The sequence below is a fragment of the Solibacillus isronensis genome, from assembly GCF_900168685.1.
GTDB classification, from domain to species: Bacteria; Bacillota; Bacilli; order Bacillales_A; family Planococcaceae; genus Solibacillus; species Solibacillus isronensis_A.
Map to the genome: position 1 here is coordinate 1,054,989 of NZ_FVZN01000014.1, position 17,067 is coordinate 1,072,055.

19 protein-coding genes are annotated in these 17,067 nt (G+C 36.8%); 15 read left to right on the top strand and 4 right to left on the bottom strand.

Features of this window, described 5'->3' with window-relative positions; translation table 11 throughout:
• Positions 1-259: 259 nt before the first annotated feature.
• From B5473_RS13740 to B5473_RS13755, 4 genes are all read left to right on the top strand, one after another.
• On the top strand, positions 260-955 hold the full coding sequence (locus B5473_RS13740) for a Type 1 glutamine amidotransferase-like domain-containing protein (RefSeq protein WP_079528720.1): 696 nt from the start codon (positions 260-262) through the stop codon (positions 953-955).
• 51 nt (positions 956-1,006) lie between these two features.
• The gene (locus B5473_RS13745; protein WP_079526089.1) at positions 1,007-1,531 is read left to right on the top strand and encodes an AAA family ATPase; all 525 of its coding nucleotides are present in this window, start codon (positions 1,007-1,009) and stop codon (positions 1,529-1,531) included.
• A 33-nt stretch (positions 1,532-1,564) separates the two neighbouring features.
• Positions 1,565-1,927 carry a hypothetical protein gene (locus B5473_RS13750; protein ID WP_079526092.1) on the top strand — a complete coding sequence of 121 codons (363 nt, stop codon included), beginning with the start codon at positions 1,565-1,567 and terminating at the stop codon, positions 1,925-1,927.
• A 71-nt stretch (positions 1,928-1,998) separates the two neighbouring features.
• The gene (locus B5473_RS13755) at positions 1,999-2,358 is read left to right on the top strand and encodes a Clp protease ClpB (protein ID WP_079526095.1); all 360 of its coding nucleotides are present in this window, start codon (positions 1,999-2,001) and stop codon (positions 2,356-2,358) included.
• A 95-nt stretch (positions 2,359-2,453) separates the two neighbouring features.
• Here the strand turns inward: B5473_RS13755 and B5473_RS13760 are convergent, their stop codons facing one another.
• Positions 2,454-4,628 carry a DNA topoisomerase III gene (locus B5473_RS13760; protein WP_079526097.1) on the bottom strand — a complete coding sequence of 725 codons (2,175 nt, stop codon included), beginning with the start codon at positions 4,626-4,628 and terminating at the stop codon, positions 2,454-2,456.
• Positions 4,629-5,013: 385 nt separating this feature from the next.
• On the opposite strand from B5473_RS13760, the gene B5473_RS13765 reads away from it, so the two are divergent.
• The 6 genes from B5473_RS13765 to B5473_RS13790 all read left to right on the top strand — a co-directional run bounded on the left by B5473_RS13765 (position 5,014) and on the right by B5473_RS13790 (position 10,120).
• Complete coding sequence (locus tag B5473_RS13765) at positions 5,014-6,375, top strand: aspartate kinase (protein ID WP_079526100.1); 1,362 nt, start codon at positions 5,014-5,016, stop codon at positions 6,373-6,375.
• A 115-nt stretch (positions 6,376-6,490) separates the two neighbouring features.
• Positions 6,491-7,141 carry a DsbA family oxidoreductase gene (locus B5473_RS13770; RefSeq protein WP_079526102.1) on the top strand — a complete coding sequence of 217 codons (651 nt, stop codon included), beginning with the start codon at positions 6,491-6,493 and terminating at the stop codon, positions 7,139-7,141.
• 30 nt (positions 7,142-7,171) lie between these two features.
• Positions 7,172-8,950, top strand: coding sequence for a glycerophosphoryl diester phosphodiesterase membrane domain-containing protein (locus tag B5473_RS13775; RefSeq protein ID WP_079526104.1), 1,779 nt, complete (start codon positions 7,172-7,174; stop codon positions 8,948-8,950).
• A 10-nt stretch (positions 8,951-8,960) separates the two neighbouring features.
• Complete coding sequence (locus tag B5473_RS13780) at positions 8,961-9,491, top strand: tubby C-terminal domain-like protein (RefSeq protein ID WP_079526105.1); 531 nt, start codon at positions 8,961-8,963, stop codon at positions 9,489-9,491.
• 12 nt (positions 9,492-9,503) lie between these two features.
• The gene (locus B5473_RS13785; RefSeq protein WP_079526108.1) at positions 9,504-9,758 is read left to right on the top strand and encodes a thymidylate synthase; all 255 of its coding nucleotides are present in this window, start codon (positions 9,504-9,506) and stop codon (positions 9,756-9,758) included.
• A 104-nt stretch (positions 9,759-9,862) separates the two neighbouring features.
• Entirely contained in the window at positions 9,863-10,120 is a 258-nt protein-coding gene (locus B5473_RS13790) for a hypothetical protein (RefSeq protein WP_079526110.1), read from the top strand.
• Between the two features lie 56 nt (positions 10,121-10,176).
• Here B5473_RS13790 and B5473_RS13795 read toward each other — a convergent pair whose 3' ends face one another.
• Positions 10,177-10,368 (bottom strand): hypothetical protein, encoded by a 192-nt coding sequence (locus B5473_RS13795; protein WP_079526112.1) that lies wholly within the window; start codon positions 10,366-10,368, stop codon positions 10,177-10,179.
• A gap of 160 nt (positions 10,369-10,528) precedes the next feature.
• On the opposite strand from B5473_RS13795, the gene B5473_RS13800 reads away from it, so the two are divergent.
• Positions 10,529-12,745 (top strand): YcdB/YcdC domain-containing protein, encoded by a 2,217-nt coding sequence (locus B5473_RS13800; protein WP_079526114.1) that lies wholly within the window; start codon positions 10,529-10,531, stop codon positions 12,743-12,745.
• A 231-nt stretch (positions 12,746-12,976) separates the two neighbouring features.
• A complete protein-coding gene (locus B5473_RS13805; protein ID WP_079526116.1) occupies positions 12,977-13,390 on the top strand; it encodes a homoserine dehydrogenase in 414 nt (137 codons plus the stop codon).
• Between the two features lie 128 nt (positions 13,391-13,518).
• Here B5473_RS13805 and B5473_RS13810 read toward each other — a convergent pair whose 3' ends face one another.
• Positions 13,519-14,865 (bottom strand): MATE family efflux transporter, encoded by a 1,347-nt coding sequence (locus B5473_RS13810; protein WP_079526118.1) that lies wholly within the window; start codon positions 14,863-14,865, stop codon positions 13,519-13,521.
• Positions 14,866-15,188: 323 nt separating this feature from the next.
• Here B5473_RS13810 and B5473_RS13815 point away from each other — a divergent pair, with 323 nt between their 5' ends.
• Positions 15,189-15,764 (top strand): 3D domain-containing protein, encoded by a 576-nt coding sequence (locus B5473_RS13815; RefSeq protein ID WP_079526120.1) that lies wholly within the window; start codon positions 15,189-15,191, stop codon positions 15,762-15,764.
• 326 nt (positions 15,765-16,090) lie between these two features.
• Here the strand turns inward: B5473_RS13815 and B5473_RS13820 are convergent, their stop codons facing one another.
• Positions 16,091-16,276: a hypothetical protein gene (locus B5473_RS13820; protein WP_254865318.1), complete on the bottom strand. Its 186-nt coding sequence runs from the start codon at positions 16,274-16,276 to the stop codon at positions 16,091-16,093.
• A 124-nt stretch (positions 16,277-16,400) separates the two neighbouring features.
• Between B5473_RS13820 and B5473_RS13825 the strand changes: the two genes are divergently transcribed.
• On the top strand, positions 16,401-16,733 hold the full coding sequence (locus tag B5473_RS13825; RefSeq protein WP_079526122.1) for a redox protein: 333 nt from the start codon (positions 16,401-16,403) through the stop codon (positions 16,731-16,733).
• 51 nt (positions 16,734-16,784) lie between these two features.
• Positions 16,785-16,994: a hypothetical protein gene (locus B5473_RS13830; protein WP_079526124.1), complete on the top strand. Its 210-nt coding sequence runs from the start codon at positions 16,785-16,787 to the stop codon at positions 16,992-16,994.
• Positions 16,995-17,067 lie beyond the last annotated feature (73 nt).

Below are 17,067 nucleotides of genomic sequence, written 5' to 3' on the forward strand. Positions count from 1 at the left end.
TAAATCCCCCTTTTTGTATCATTAGTATAACATTGGAATGTTAATATTTTCTACATTGGGATAATAATTATCTCGAAAGAGGGATAGTGTTAACATGCAGCTCGCGGAAGCAATTACGATCAGTCTAATATGAATATAAGTAAATCTGACAGTTAATCCAAGGATTATCGCAAACTTTATAGAATATTAATAAATAAATAGAAAACTTGCTGGCAATAATAAATACTCTTCATAAACTGAAAGGAGTACACAAATGAAAATGAGACAAATAATTGCGATGGGCGGCGGGGGCTTTTCAATGGAACCTGATAATCCGTTATTGGATCGTTATATTTTAAAACAGGCGGGAACGGAAAAGCCGAAAATCTGTTTTCTTCCTACAGCTAGCGGAGATTCTGAACAATATATATCCAGGTTCTATAATTTTTTTAATAAACAAAATTGCGACCCATCACACTTATCTCTATTTAACCCGCCATCTCGGGATTTGGAAAAATTTATTCTAGAGAAAGACATTTTATATGTTGGTGGGGGGAACACGAAAAACCTTTTAGCTTTGTGGAAGGATTGGGAATTAGACAGTATTTTAAGAAAAACTTGGGAGGAGGGGGTTATTTTAGCCGGGTTAAGTGCAGGGGCAATCTGTTGGTTTGAACAGGGAGTGACAGACTCCTTTGGGGATGGACTTGAACCAATAACCTGTTTGGGATTGTTAGATGGGAGTAATTGCCCGCATTACGATGGAGAAACGGAAAGAAGGCCTGCATATCATAAACTGATTGAGTCCAATAAAATACAATCAGGAATTGCTGTTGATGATGGTGTTGCGATTCATTATAAAGGGAAGGAAATTCATAAAATTGTAAGTTCCAGACCTGATGCTAAGGCGTACAGTGTGTTTTTGGAAAAGGATATAATTGAGAGGGAACTCCCAGCACAATATTTGGGGACGTAATAGTTTAATGTAGACCAGTCAATAAAATTTCGGAAAAGTGAGTTGTTAAACATGTTTTTCGTACAAATGTCCGGATTCCCGGGATCCGGCAAGTCGACGCTTTCTCGACAAATTGCCAAGAGAACAGGGGCAGTTATAATAGATCATGACATTGTAAAATCTTCGTTATTAACGTCATTTGAGGAAATATCAATAGAGAAAAAACTTGTTGGTAAGGTTGCTTATAATATGGATTGGTCTTTAGTGGAATTTCATTTATCACAAGGACAAAATGTCGTTTTAGACAGTCCTTGCCTTTATCAGGAAATGGTGGATCGAGGCATATGGTTGTCAAAAAAGTATAATGCCACGTACAAGTATGTAGAGTGTTATCTGAATGATTTTCAGGAAATTAATAATAGATTAAAAAGCCGAAATAGAATGGTTAGTCAAATTGAAGCGGCCAGCTCTGAAGAAATATTTAAATTTACCATTGAAAATAGTAAGAAACCAAAAGAAGGTTCATATATCGTTGTAGATACTAAAGAACCTTTAGAGAAATACATAGATCAGGTAATTGGTTTCATCAAGGAGTAAGCCATACTGAAATCTCATTGTGGAGGTGCTGTATTGAAACTCGTTAGTTCGAAAATTGGAATATTAATTTTGTTTAGTGTTGCTCTTTTATCTGCCTGCATACAAAAAGACTATGTGTTTTTTGGTGAAAGTGAAAATTGGAGAGTCCAATATACAGTGACAGATGATAGTGGCTGCAATTCTACTAAAGGCTATATAAAATACCTAGGTAACGATCCGATGCCAGAGCAGTTGGAGTTTAATGTTGATAAGATAGAAGGGGCCTCCATTTCTTTAGATGAAAATGGCATGTTTTTTCTGCCTTATGGCTGTTCGAATGCAACAGAAGGATCAGAGCTTAAAGCGACTATAAAGTGGGATACTCAATCGGAAACAATCCAATTACCTTTAAAATGATTGTTATAATAAATGCCTTATCAAGTAGAGAAATAGCGTTTTAACATTGTATTTAAGTAGGAGGCACTGATTTGAGACAATCAACATATTTAATTGGGATAGTACTGTTGGGTTTATCCATCATAATAGCTGCTTTTATAGTAAGTAATACAGCTTCGAACACAACTAATATCGGTGAAGGTTCAGAAAGTGCCATCAGTTCAATACCTGATTTAATGACAATAACCCAGCTTGCTGAATATTTTCAAATAAGCGAACAATCAATTGAAATTATTATTTCGCATGATGATTGGCAAAGGGAGGGATTGAGCAGCTATGACACTTATCAGTTTATCCCGTACCTTTTGCTCGATAATCAGAAAAGATTCATTAAAACAGAAATAGATGCATGGTTAAAATACAGAAATGATAACAAGTTAAATTATGATTAAAGAATGATGAGTTTTAAGAAGAGAAAAGTAAAACCACCCCGAAAGTTAAATGTTCGATGCTAACTTTCGGGGTGTTATCTTTTAAATGGAGTTGATTACTTTGTATTTGTAAACTTGAAGCTTGTCTTTCGCTCCTTCTCATCCCAAATGAGGTGGGCGTTGAACACCTTACCGCCTTTTTTAAATCCTTTAATTAAGTCTGTTTCACCGTCTGCTAATAATTTCTTCAGATTCGTTTGCGTAATTGTTTTTCCGAGTATTTTTTTGGAAACCGAAAATTTACAGCTGGCTTTTTTATAATTCGAACAGCCGTAAAAAGTACCGTGATCGACGATGGAACCATCACAAAGAATGCATTTCCCGACAACTGTTTTTTCTTTCTTATACTTTTTAGTATAGGGATTGTTTTCGGTGATTTTCTCCACATCGTTTTGATTGAATGCCCATTCTTTTTCCCGCTCGCCGGCATCTACTATCAATTTATCTGCCAGTTTTTTTACCTGTTCCATAAATACTTGTGGAGAAGCGTTCCCTTCACCAATTTCAGAAAGGCGTTGCTCCCATTTAGCTGTCATTGATGCGGACGTTAAAATGCTTTCACCTAGTGCCTCAATGAGCAGCATTCCTTTCGTCGTTGCAAACACTTGGTTTTTCCTCACTTCGATATAATTCCGGTCTTTCAATGTCCCGATAATTCCGGCGCGTGTAGCTTCCGTACCTAATCCTTCTGTTTTCGATAAAACCTTTTCCAGTTCCGCATCTTCCAAATGTTTGCCTGCAGTTTTCATGACTGTAATTAAATTACCTTCCGAATAGCGGTTAGGCGGCTGGGTTTCACCTTTCTTCACATTCGTTTTTACAACGGTCCCTTGCTCATTTTCCTGAAGAAGGGGGAGCAGTTCATCTTTGTCAGCACTATCTTTTGAATGATGTATCACTTTGCGCCAACCTTCCTCCAGCAGCACTTTCCCTTTGGAAATGAATTCCGCGCGTTTATCGACAAGCGAGTGAATTGTTGTATAGGAGAATACGGCATTATTATAATGGGCCGCAATAACTTGCCTTGCTACTAAATCATAAATTTTTGCTTCCTCGGCACTGAGCTTTGACATATTCGGTACTTGCTCAGTAATAATAATGGCATGGTGGTCGGTTACCTTTTTTTCATTTACAAATCTTCTGTTGTTCATAAGTGAAGTTGAAGGCGGCGGTAACAGATTTTTATATTGCTCCAACTTGCTTAACTGTCCAAGAATCGCCGGTAAAGTTTTCGCTTCCTCGTTCGTCAAAAATTGTGAATCCGATCTTGGGTAGGAAACGACACCTTTCAAATAAAGCTTCTGCAAAATATCGAGCGTCATTTGCGGTGAAAATTTAAAAGCTTTGTTGGCTGTTGCCTGTAGTGCAGACAAATTGAACAAAAGGGGCGGTGCATATTCCTTCTTTTCTTTTTTGATATTTGTAATTTCCACATTTTTATTGATGCAAAAATTGGCTGCAGCAATTGCCTGGCGTTCCTCGAGAAGCCTTGTTACGTTGTTTTTATGCCATTTTGCTTTTAATATTTTGCCGTTAAAATTAAATTCTGCTTCCACTTCCCAAAATGGTTCAGGTTTAAAGTTCGCAATTTCATGCTCCCGTTTTACGATGAGCGCTAATGTCGGTGTTTGTACTCTCCCAATGGAGAAAACATCTTTTACCCCATTACGTTTAAGGAGCACCGTGTACAATCTGGATGTATTAATTCCGATTAGCCAATCTGCACAAGAGCGGCTTAATGCTTCAAAATAAATATTCCTCGTTTTTTCTTCCGGCAATAAGTTTGCAAATCCGTTTTTCACCGCATTTTCAGTTAAGGAAGATATCCATAATCGTTTCATCGGTTTATTCACACCGCAAACTTTTAAAATAGTACGTATAATGAGTTCGCCTTCGCGCCCAGCATCCCCGCCAATTATAACTTCCCGAATATCCGGCCTTTTCACGAGTGTTTTTATAATATTGAACTGCTTATATTTTGTTTTTGTTACTTTATATTCAAAACGATCTGGAATGATCGGCAATGTTTCCAACGTCCATTTCTTCCATGAAGCGTTGTATTCTTCCGGGGCTTTCAATTCACAAAGGTGACCGATTGCCCATGTAATAAGAGCTCCTTCCGGAAAGTATGTGTTTGGCTTAACTTCAAAATAACCAGCCTTTTTAGTGAATGAAAATGGGGCAGCCAACTTTGCTGCCTGATCTGGTTTTTCTGCAATTACTATTTTCATATATCCTTCTCCTACTAATAATAATTACAACTCCTATTGTAATAATTATAGATTAATTTACAGCCGAATGGGGGAACAAACATTTATTCATTACAATGGATTGTCGGGAAGGTTGTTTAACTATTTTGTCACTTCATTTGCCTAACACGGTACAATTATTTTTTTATTGTAAAAATGCTATAAAATTGAACAAATAAATATCATTTTTTATAAAAATCTCATATAATATATTGACAAAATGACGAATTATTCGTATTTTGACTAAATAGATTAATGAATTTACTGAATAGTCTTGACTGAAATAGGATAAATTTGTACACTGTGTAAAGTCAAATGTTTTTTCGGTGAGTACAAATATCAATTTTGAGAGTAAGGATATGATGAGATGATAGTATGTAAATTTGGCGGCACATCTGTCGCGAGTGCAGAACAAATCAAAAAAGTAGCAAGCATTGTGAAGTCTAATCCTGAAAGAAAGATTGTCGCTGTTTCTGCGCCTGGTAAGCGTTCAAGTGATGATATTAAAGTGACGGATTTATTAATAGATTTAGCAAACACCGTGATTAATAAAGGCGATGTTGAATCAAAAATTAAGGCTGTAGTAAATCGTTACCGAAATATCGCTGAAGATCTTGGTTTAGACAATACAATTTCAGATATTATTGAACAGGATATACGCGGGCGTGTGACAGAAAATTGGTCAGACAAAGACTTATTCTTAGATAATATAAAAGCTAGCGGTGAAGATAACAACGCAAAACTGATTGCGTGTTATTTTAATGCAATTGGCATGCCGGCAAAATATGTAAGTCCAAAAGATAAGTTAATTTTAAATGACTTCCCGGAACGTACGTATGCACTTCCAGAAGCATACGTAAACTTAAGTGTATTGAAAAATACAGAGGAGATTATTATTTTCCCTGGATTCTTCGGTTATACAAAAGCAGGCGTATTACGTACATTTGACCGTGGTGGATCGGATATTACAGGTTCAATTTTAGCATCTGCCGTTGGGGCAAAGCTTTATGAGAACTTTACGGATGTGGACTGTGTGTTCGCTGCAAATCCTAAAGTCGTTAATGATCCAGTAGATATTAAAGAAATTACGTATCGCGAAATGCGTGAATTATCGTATGCCGGTTTTTCCGTATTCCATGATGAAGCGCTAATGCCGGTTTATAAACAAGGTATTCCGGTCAATATTAAAAACACAAATAACCCTTCTGCATCCGGGACGTTAATTTTACCAACTCGTCCGGCAACAAATCGTCCGGTTACAGGGATCTCGGCGGATAGTGGTTTTTCAATTCTATATGTATCAAAATATTTAATGAATCGAGAAGTTGGCTTTGGCCGCAAGCTTCTTCAAATTATTGAAGAAGAAAACATTTCTTATGAGCATACACCATCTGGTTTAGACGATATTTCAGTAATTATGCGTTCAAGCCAGCTGACACCTGAAATTGAAGAGCGTATCGTAAAACGTGTAAAGACAGAATTATGTGCAGATGACGTTCAATTCAGCCATAACTTTTCAATGATTGTCATCGTAGGAGAAGGCATGCGCCATAATACTGGTCTGGCAGCACGTGCTGCAACTGCTATTTCTGCAACAGGTGCGAATATTGAAATGATTAATCAAGGTTCATCGGAAGTTAGCCTTGTGTTTGGTGTTCGTTCGGAATTTGAAGATCAAATCTTAAAGGGACTTTATGAAGAGTTTTTTGCAACAATTACTTCGTTTTAGATAATATTTAGTCGAATCCATGTTGGGTTCGGCTTTTTTCTTTGGAATTTTGGGTAATGTAATAAAAAAGCCATAGAATAGAGGGATAAGTACATAAATATAAGGGGGAGACAATATGAAAATAGAAATTTTTTCCGATTTCGCTTGTCCGTTTTGTTATATCGCGAAAACGAAATTATTCCAAGCAATTAACCAGTTAAATTTAGGCGAGGAAACAGAAGTCGTTTACAGGGCATTTGAACTAAATCCTGCAGCTTCAAAGTCGGAAACGATATCTTATGTCGACACAATCTTTAAAAAGAAAAACAATGATCTTCGTAAAACGGAAGAATTTATGGAAGCGTTGGAGATGCATGCACAGGAAGCAGGAGTCAAATTCAACTTGGATAAGGTAGTGCTGGCCAATACAAAAAATGCTCATCGTTTATCTAAGCTCGCAAAGCTCTATGAAAAAGAACTGGAGTTTGTAGATAGTGTAATGGAATATTTTTTTTCAGAAGGTCTTAATTTAAATGACACGGAGGCACTGTTAGGCATTTGCGAACAGATTGGCATTGACGGGAACATGGCACAGAAAATAATAAACGAACAACAATTCACTGAAGAGTTATTGCTGGATCGATATGATGCACGGCAGCTGCAAATATCGAGTGTACCTTTTTTCATTTTTGAAGACCATTACGGAATCAGAGGGGTGGAGCCAATAGAAGTATTTACAGCTACATTGCTTCAAACAAAGGAATATATAAAGAAAAACCAAAAATAGAGATAGAATTTACTAGTCGGAGGAAGTCTTGTGGATAGAATTAAACGAGTTATTAAACTGATTTTCAGAAATCTATATTATTATCGGGTCGATTATATACGGACGTTTGCGATACTACGGATTGTGCAGGCATTTATTCTATTGCCGCTCATTTGGCTGATAACAGCGATTGTCATGGATATCACAGGGGTGCAGGTAATTACGCAAGACAGTATCCTTTATTTACTGACACATCCGTTTGCTTTATTTGGAATAGGGATCATTCTATTTATCGGAATAGTATTCATCTATTATGAATTAGGATTTTTAATACTACTTGCATACTATCAGCAGCGTGCCATTCCATATACATGGAAAGAGCTCTTAAAACGATTAAATCAGAAGGTTGTTTATTTTATCAGTTTGCAGACCTTACTGATTGTCGTATACCTACTATTATTAATCCCGCTTATTTCATCATTATTACCAGTTTCATTGATCCAAAATATAAATGTACCAAGCTTTATTATAGATGAACTTTTAAACTCTCGTAATGGCACGATTTTATATGTTGTGCTAATAATTATATTGAGTTTTATAGGCTTACGCTTTATTTTTACTTGGCCATTTTTTACGGTTTACCAAGAAGTTACAATATTTAAAGCATTAAAGATGAGCTGGCAGTTTTCGAAAAGAAAACTACTTGAGACGGTCGGAATGATCGGACTTATTGTTATCGTCAATTTAACGCTTTTATTGTTCGCCTTATTCATAATATTGACACCGCTATTTATCATTGAAAGTTTCAAACCGAGCTGGGGACTTGTAACCGCAAGCTTTACGTTGACACTTGCACAGGGCGTCATCATTCTGTTTTTTACAATATTGCAAGTTTTCTTTACTCAGTTACTCGTAATGGTAGCATTTCAGTTAACACGCCATAAACCGTTAATTGTTCAGGAAGAACCATTTAGAGAAACAATACGTCAATGGACCTTTATTATTGTCGTATTCGCGTTTTTCCTTATGAGCGGTTTTAATTTGATCAATTTGGAAAAAACGATTTACGAGCCGGAAACAAACATCGTATCCCATCGAGGATTTATGGATGGTGGTGTGGAAAACACAGTGAAGGCGATTGAAGCGGCAAAAGAAGCAGAAGCGGATTTAGTGGAAATCGATATTCAGCAAACGAAGGATGGGGAGTTTGTTGTTTATCATGATAAAACTTTATCACGTTTGGCAGGCGAAGATGATATTGTCTATGATTTAACGCTGAATGAATTAGTCACAACAACTGTTTTGGCGGATGGGTTCAGCGACACAATCGCTTCATTTGAGGAAGTGCTTGAAATGAGTCGTGATTTAAATATAAAATTGCTTATTGAGCTGAAAACACATGGTTTTGAAACAGAAGACTTTCTACAGCGCTTTGTTGATCAGCTTGATGAATATGATGCCTTGGATTATCATTATGTTCAATCACCTGATTTACCGACAATGGAATTGCTGGAAGAACTGGAACCCCGGATTCATACCGGTCATGTATATTCTATCGCATATGGTAAGTTACCTGAATCAAACGCCGACTTTATTTCGGTAGAGCAGTCCTTTGCGACGAAGAATATTCAGAAGCAGGTTGAAGAGCGCGATATGGAGTTGTTTGTCTGGACGATTAATGATGAGTCGGATATGCAGAAATTTTATGAGAAAAATGTAAATGGCGTCATTACTGACCATCCGGATGAGGCACTTTCTAAACGTGAAAAATTTGATGAAAAGCAAAATTTTTTACAACGGATACTCAATAAAATTAAGATTATTTATTAAGGGGAAATCAATGCAGACTTATACGTACGAAGTATTAGGGAATATAAAATCCACGGAACAGCAGCCAGTTTACAATGAAGCGGGGGAGCAGATCCTGAAGGTTCAACGTATTTATGATAACGGATTGAAAAAACTGCTGGACGGCTATTTCGATCACCGCTATTTTTTGAAATACGCGGTGCTTCGTAATGATGGACAATCATTGTTCGAAGTGAAAAAGATTTTCAGACGCGGGAAAGTGTGGTTTGAAGGGAAAGATCTTGTTCTAAACGAAAAATATATCATTAATTATGAAAACTGGCGTATAGGCGTTCCTGAACTTTTTATTTCAAGCGACAAATTTAAAATGAAAATTGATAAAGAAATGGAAGACTGGTCCAACTTTATAATAGATGACGAGGTTATCGCAAGGTGGCTTGCTGTTTATAATGAACAATCGGATATGTTTTCAGTTAAGCTAGTTGTTTGGGATGAAGCACCGGTACAGGACCCGGCGTTTTACATTGCCATTGCGCAGGCGACACTATTTATAGGGGTATAGGAGAGTAATAAGATGAATGTTGTATTTGTATTAACAGAAACGGCTGAAGAAGTATTGCAAATGGTCAGTAACGATGTTGCGGGACTGCTCGCTGCTGTAAAAGGAGAAAGTGTTTCGTTCCCGTTTGGCAGCTATCAGTATGACAGCCACACATTGGATCATTATTTACTGGAAAATGGTACATACCAGCAAGAGCTTGTCATTTATTTAAAGCCAGAGCAGAAAAATAATGAAACGATTTTGCCATTACCAAAAATGCAGGATTAACGTAGCTAATTTGCATCAATTATATATACGGTTTACCTAAATAAAGGAAATTAAATTCACTTGTCGAATGTAATTGTTGAATACATGTTGGCAGGTGAATTTTTTTGCGGCAGCTAAATTTATTTGATCTGGAATTTGAACAGCAACAGCCGAAGTTTCAATTGATGGATACTGTGAAGGTAATCTTAATCGATGAACAACTGGATAGTGAAACCTATCATTATCGCAAATTTTATGAAGCCCATATTATCAATAAAGTAGGGGAAATTACGAACATCCATATAAGTACAGCTGGAATCATTACCTATGAAGTGGATATTTACGGAGCAAAATATTATTTGCTTGAAGAGGAACTTATTTAAATAATAAATATGTGAATGGAAAAATCCCGAGTACTTAAAGTGGTACTCGGGATTTCCTATTTATTTTTCCGTTCAAGTTTCATACCGATAATACGGATGACGATGCCGATTAGGATAAATATCCATCCGATGCCGATAAATACATAATTCAATGTTTGGTTAGTGTTAGGTAGGATGCCAAACAAACCTAAACAAACGACTATAATGCCGGAAAATGATACAAACATTCCTGCTGTTACAATATTCACGAACTTCACCTCTGAAAGATTCTATCATGACTCACAATCGAACACAATCTCTCCATCGATTGTTGGGTAAAAAGGAATAATTTAATTAAATAAACAATATATTGAAACTATTGCCAATAATTAGGCGTATAATAAGGAGAACATAAAAGGAGGAATTGAAATGAAAAAATGGACAACCGCTTTAGGCATGTCGATTGTTTCTCTAGGATTGCTTGCCAGTCCTGCTCTTGCAGAGGCATCTGTTAACCCGAAAGAAGAAAGGGTACCCATCTATGTGGCGATGACAGATGAAAGTGTAACAAAAGAACAGCTGATTCAAATTTTAAAGACGAAATTACCGGAGATGTTTGCTGGATACTCCAACAGTGATTTCCAAATGACATCGATGAGTTATCATTATGCCGATGATTTGACAACGCGCTACGAGTTAACATTCCAGAAAAAAGTAAATAAACAAATGGAAGGCGGCAGTGTCTCCTTTAGATCGGACAACCTTGAAATAGAGCATTTATATTTCACTCCTGCTAATTTGAAGGATGCTTTATTCCCTGGAAAAATAACGGAAGAACAAGGACTTAAAATTGCGGAGGATTTCGTTAAAAAGGTTGCTTCATCATCCAATTACGTATTATCTAATGAAACACCTAGTTACTTTAGCGGCTTAATTACGGAACCGATTACGTACACATACAGCTTCAGCTCAACTGAAAAAAATATTCCGATCCAGGATCAGTCGATTGTAGTGAGTGTACTTGGCGATGGGAAAATCCAGTATTTCACACAGATAAGTCCAGATCAAAAACGGATGTCATTTGAAGAGGCGACAAATGTTGTTTCAAAAGAAGACGCTTTAGAAAAGATGAAGGATCAATTAAATTTAACATTGCAATATTCGATTGATTATTTGTCAACATCTTCTAAACCTTCTGTAAAACTTGTATACTTGCCAGCGCCAAATGTAGTTGGATTGCATGCAACATCGAATAAATGGGCTACAACAACGGGTAAAATGGATTCTTTAAATAACAAGTTAGCTCTACAACCGCTTGCTCCTAAGCAATTAAAAGCCCCATCACCAATTACAATTGACGATGCAAAGGATATTGCAAAACAGTTAGTAGAAAGCCAGGGAAACACAACTAAATTCACGATCGACCATGCTTATGAACATGAAATGAACGACCAAGCCGTAATCAGTGTTTCTTATTCGTACCGTTACCGAAACGGCTCATTCGGTTCTTCGATCGAATTCAATAAAAATACAGGGGAACTTATCTCTTACTCTGACTTCTATAGTCCAATGCCGTTTGAAGATGATGAAACGGAAAACACAGTACCGAGACTGGATAAAGATAAAGTCCTAGCAGCAGCGGAAAAGTATGTGAAGGAACTTGCTCCTACATCCGTACATGAATATGCAAAGGCAAATACAGATCCGGTTTATGATAAAGAATCGAAAGTGCACTATGTGAATTTCCCTCGAATTAAAAATGGACTGATTGTAAATGGTGACAGTCTATCGGTGACAATTGATGATGAAGGGAAATTAAAATCATTCTACCGCTATCCATTAGATATTGAGGAATGGCCGGATGCTTCTGCATCAGTTTCAAGCGAAGAGGCGAAGAAACTGTTTGCTGATGCACTGGATGTTAAGCTTGTTTACCATAGACTGCAAAATGAAGATGGGAAATATGAGCTTGTTTATGTGCCAACAGTTAATGGGCAAGAGTACTACCAGATTGATGCCAACAGTGGCGAGATTGTCAGCCCATATGCACGAACTGAAAAAGCGAAAGTTACTCATCCGACTGCTGAAAAGGAACTGAACTATTTAATCCAGGCAGGCGCAATTGAAGTAAAGGATCCGAAAACTTTCAATGCGGATACGGCCATTTCGCAAGGTCAGGCGCTGCAAACTATTATTAAATCGATCACTTATTTCTATGAGGATTATTATGCATATCGCCAGGAGCAGCCGCCAGTATCGTTCGAAGAAATCAATCCAGATCACCCATACTATAATGTAGTGGAAACAGCCACACGTTTAGGTATTTTAAATCCTCTCGAAGATGAATTGAACATCGACCAAAAAGTGACAAATGAGCAATTAGCCGTTTGGTACATCCGTGCACTTGGACTTGAACAAGCAGCAAAGCATCGGGATATTTATCAGTTAACGATTAAAGATGCGGCTGATGTCGATCCGGAAAAAATCGGATATGTGGCGATTTCCCATGTGTTAGGACTACAAGGTGCGGAACAATCGATGTTCTTACCAAAAAAGGAAGTAACATATGCACAGCTGGCTAAATCTATTATTGAACTTGCTTACGAAATTGCAGAAAAGCGAAATAGTGGTTCGTATTACTACTAAGCCCTTTTATAATTTTTAAACTCGTGAAGTTTTAAAGACTTCACGGGTTTTTTATATTTTTTTCAAAAAATAAGGAATATATGTTCTGTTTTATGCAATAGTTAGTGGTTTAACTGTACCGACTTGTGATAAAATAATTTAAAGTGCTAAACTGAAAAAAATCGCGAAAATTTTTTTGAAACGTTGTAAGATAGTACAAGTAACGAATCAATAATGGAAGTTGGGAAAAGAATGCAAAAAAATAAATACCGAATTCATAGTAATGTTCTTTTTGAAATTGCGCAAAGCCGTTCATTCACAGAAAAGGATAATATCGAAGAACGCTTTGATGAAGAGGGAAAAATTAAATTGTTAAGTGACCGTGCTGGAGCGGACTTATCACTTTCTATTGTAAAAACTGAAGATGGGATCGCTTATTCGGTGAAATGGGACGACTCTGAAGAAGTTTTCAAAGGTTGGAACATGGCATGGGAAGAATTTATTTGGTGCTTAGGTGTTGTCAACAAACCACTTGAAGAAGCGGCAAAAAAAGCAGCTGAAGAAGCAAAACGTCGTGCAGCTGAAGAAGCATTGCTTGCAGAAGAAAATGCAGAGCTTGATGAAGCTGTAGCAGAAGAAGCTTCAACTGAAGAATCATCTAAATAATAATGGGAAACGCCTTCGCAAAATATTGCGGAAGGCGTTTTTTCGATTATGCAGTGCAAGCTAATAGTTACCGACAACAAAAAAACATCCAGCTCCTTATTCGGAAGAACTGGATGTTTTTTTCATGCCTATTTATCTGAACTAACAATCGCATAGCGTTCCCATTTTCGACTGCGCCAGCGGAAAATAACGAGCACTGCACGGATCCATTCATCACATGCAATAGCCAGCCATACACCGACAAGTCCTAAGTCCAGAACGAAGACGAATAAATAACCTAGCGATAAACCGATGACAATCATGGAAACAAATCCAATACGGACTGGGTAAGCGGCATCCCCAGAAGCACGCAATGAGTTAATGATTGTAATGTTAATCGTACGTCCTGTCTCCAGGAAAATACTTAATAACAGTACACTTGCCCCGATTTTAATAATTTCTTCGTTATCAGTAAAGAGGCCCATGAACGGTTCTCTGAAGAGGATGATGATGACGACCATTGACAATGTAAAAATTAACGCCGATTTCACACCAAACCATACTTTATTATAGGCAAGTTCTTTCTCGCCTGCCCCGACATACCGGCCGACCAAAATAGCTGTTGCCATCCCGATAGCCATTGCGAAAAGATAAGTAAACATCGAGATATTCACAGCATACTGACGGGCTGACAATGCCTCAGCTCCTATAAATGTTACATAATAGAGAAGGACGATTTGATTTGTCTGGTAGAGCACCTGCTCAAGCGCAGATGGAATCCCGATTTTCAATATTTTGGAAATATAGTTTTTGGACAATCTATAATAATCTGCCCATTCGATACGAACTTCTAACGCCTGGTATAAAAGCCAGAAAAATACAGCGGCAGCGAGCACACGACTAATAACAGAAGATATCGCTGCACCTTCCACACCAAGTTCCGGCATTCCGAATTTACCAAAGATTAAAATATAGTTTAAAACAACGTGCACAATATTCATTGCAAGCGACACATACATCGTTTGTTTCGTCCAGCCTTGCACACGAATAATTGAAGACATGGAAGTAATTAAAGCCTGAACGAATATAAATCCTCCGACTATGACTAAATAGCTTTGCGCTGCTTCCAATACAGCACCTTGCAAATTCATCATCTTCATTAAAAAATCGGAAAACAAAATAAATAACCCGCTGATAGCTAACCCGACGAGTAGATTGAGTGTTACCGATAATGCTGCGATTTGTGATGCTTCTGCAATTAGGCGAGATCCTAAATATTGCGAAACAACAATGGAAGCACCTGTACCGATTACCCCCAAAATTAAAATTGCTATTTGTATATATTGATTGGCCGTTCCTACGCCTGCTACTGCATCATCCGATACAGCACTTAACATAAATGTATCCGCTAACCCCATCAGCATAAATAGGAACAATTCTAAAAATAATGGCCAAGTTAACTTAAATAAACTTAATTCCTTCGTGCTTTTTTCCAATCAGTTCACTCTTTCTATTGTTTAAATCAAAACAAAAAATATATTAGCATAAATTGTTACTGTAGGATAGTTTTTTACTCATAGGTTTAAAAAGGATAAAAAGTCATGAGTGAATTGTAAAAAAATAGGGCATATTTAGTTGGACTATTAATTTAATTCAGATATTTGTAATATGTTCTCGACATAATTCGACTTTTTGTTATCGAATTGTAATATAGCCGGAATGAAGTTGTCATCTTACTGAAATATTGAAAGGTTATGCTAGTTCATGTTGAATCAAAAAGATTTTTCACGACACTTTTTCTGGAGGGAAATATTCAAGTATGATCAAGAAAGTAGTAGCATTTATTGCGGTTATGGTCGCAAGCACATTTATTTTTGTAGGAACGTCAGAAGCAGCTTCACATACAATTAAAAAAGGCGAGAATTTAACAATGCTTGCGAAGAAATATGATACATCAGTAAAAGAACTCATGGCATTGAATGATTTAAAGACAACAAAAGTAAAAATTAAACAAGTCCTTAAATTACCAAGCCATATTAAAAATAAACCTGCTGTAAAGAAAACAACAACAAAAAAATCTGCTACACATCCATCTAATGTAAAAAAGACAATTAAAATGTCAGCAACAGCCTACACTGCTAGTTGCAAAGGCTGTTCAGGAATTACGAAAACAGGTTTAAACTTACGTAAAAACCCTAGTTTGAAGGTCATTGCAGTTGACCCGAAAATCATTCCACTTGGCTCTAAAGTTTGGGTGGAAGGCTATGGAATTGCAGTTGCAGGTGATATTGGCAGTGCCATTAAAGGAAAGAAAATCGATCTCTTTATGAGTAAAAAATCAACAGCTAAAAATTGGGGAAGAAAAACAGTCACTGTTAAAATTTTAAAATCATAAACAAGCCTATTGCGAAGAATCTTTTACTTCTCGCAATAGGTTTTTTTCATTTTAAGTTATAATAAAAAAAGATTTTGCGGAAGGAATGAATCAAAAATGTTTTTTTATGAGACAACTTGCCGATATTGCCGGAAGCCATTCAAATTAATGGAAGGCACTAAAAAATATCAGCAATTTAAGGTGAATCGACAAGCGAGCATAAGTTGTGATGATTGTGAACGACGGATTGAAGCAGATTCAAGAAAGTATTTGTTTAATCGTGATTAGGGTGTACCCATCATTTTTCTTATTTGCCGAAGTTCGCGAATTAATTTATCAATTTCATTTTACATTTGCTTAAAATTAGATTCATTACCGTTACCATTGGATGTTTGCTGGCCGTTTTGTTCCTCAATCAGCTTTAGCGCAATACCGGCAGAAATCATAGACAGTACATCGCCAATCGTCGTAACTGCAGCGCCTGCATATGCAAGCCTGGCGGAGATTACTTCCAAAGACGATGTAGCATCCATATCATTTTTCAATTGCATTCCTCCTATTCTTAGGCAGATCCCTTACATTATGTATATACGCTTGAAAAATTTTCATTACAGGTTTCACTGCGTTTAGTAACGAAATAAAAGGAGTTGGTTAGTCATGGATGGCAAAAAGGTAGAAATTGAATGTAGAAATTGTCATGAACGAATGACAATAGATTTTTCTACAGATAGTTTTTCATCGCAAATACAAATATTGAACGGGAAAAAACAACAGAAAAGAACATATATTAAGGAGTGCCCGAATTGCCATACTGTCAACTCTGTCACGAGCGATAAAAAAGAGGAGTGGGGCAATCGGAAAGGACCGAATATTAAACTATTTATGTTTTCCGGATTATTTGGCTGCTTAGGATTTATCGTTGTTGGTGTCCTTTTACTTTATTTTGCGTTTCAAGGTTTCGATTTTGTGGTAGATTGGTTATTTAATTAAGGAAATAATAAACTTTCGTGCTATAATAAATAGCTTGTGGAGGTGTAGTTAATGTCAAAAAAATGGACAATCCATTCGATTGGCGAATATGTAGAAAAGAATACAGATACAAAATTATTATCAACAGAATTTAAAGGTTTTTCACAAAAATTAGACTTTCAATGTGCTTGTGGGAACACATTCCAAAAACCTTGGAAAAAGTTCAAAGAAAACAAGCAGCAAAAATGCGAAGTGTGCCAGCCACCGAAAGAATCACGCTAATCGAATAATCGATTTGTATGTAACGTCAAAACGCTGTCTAGTTTATTGCTAGACAGCGTTTTAATTGAAGCGG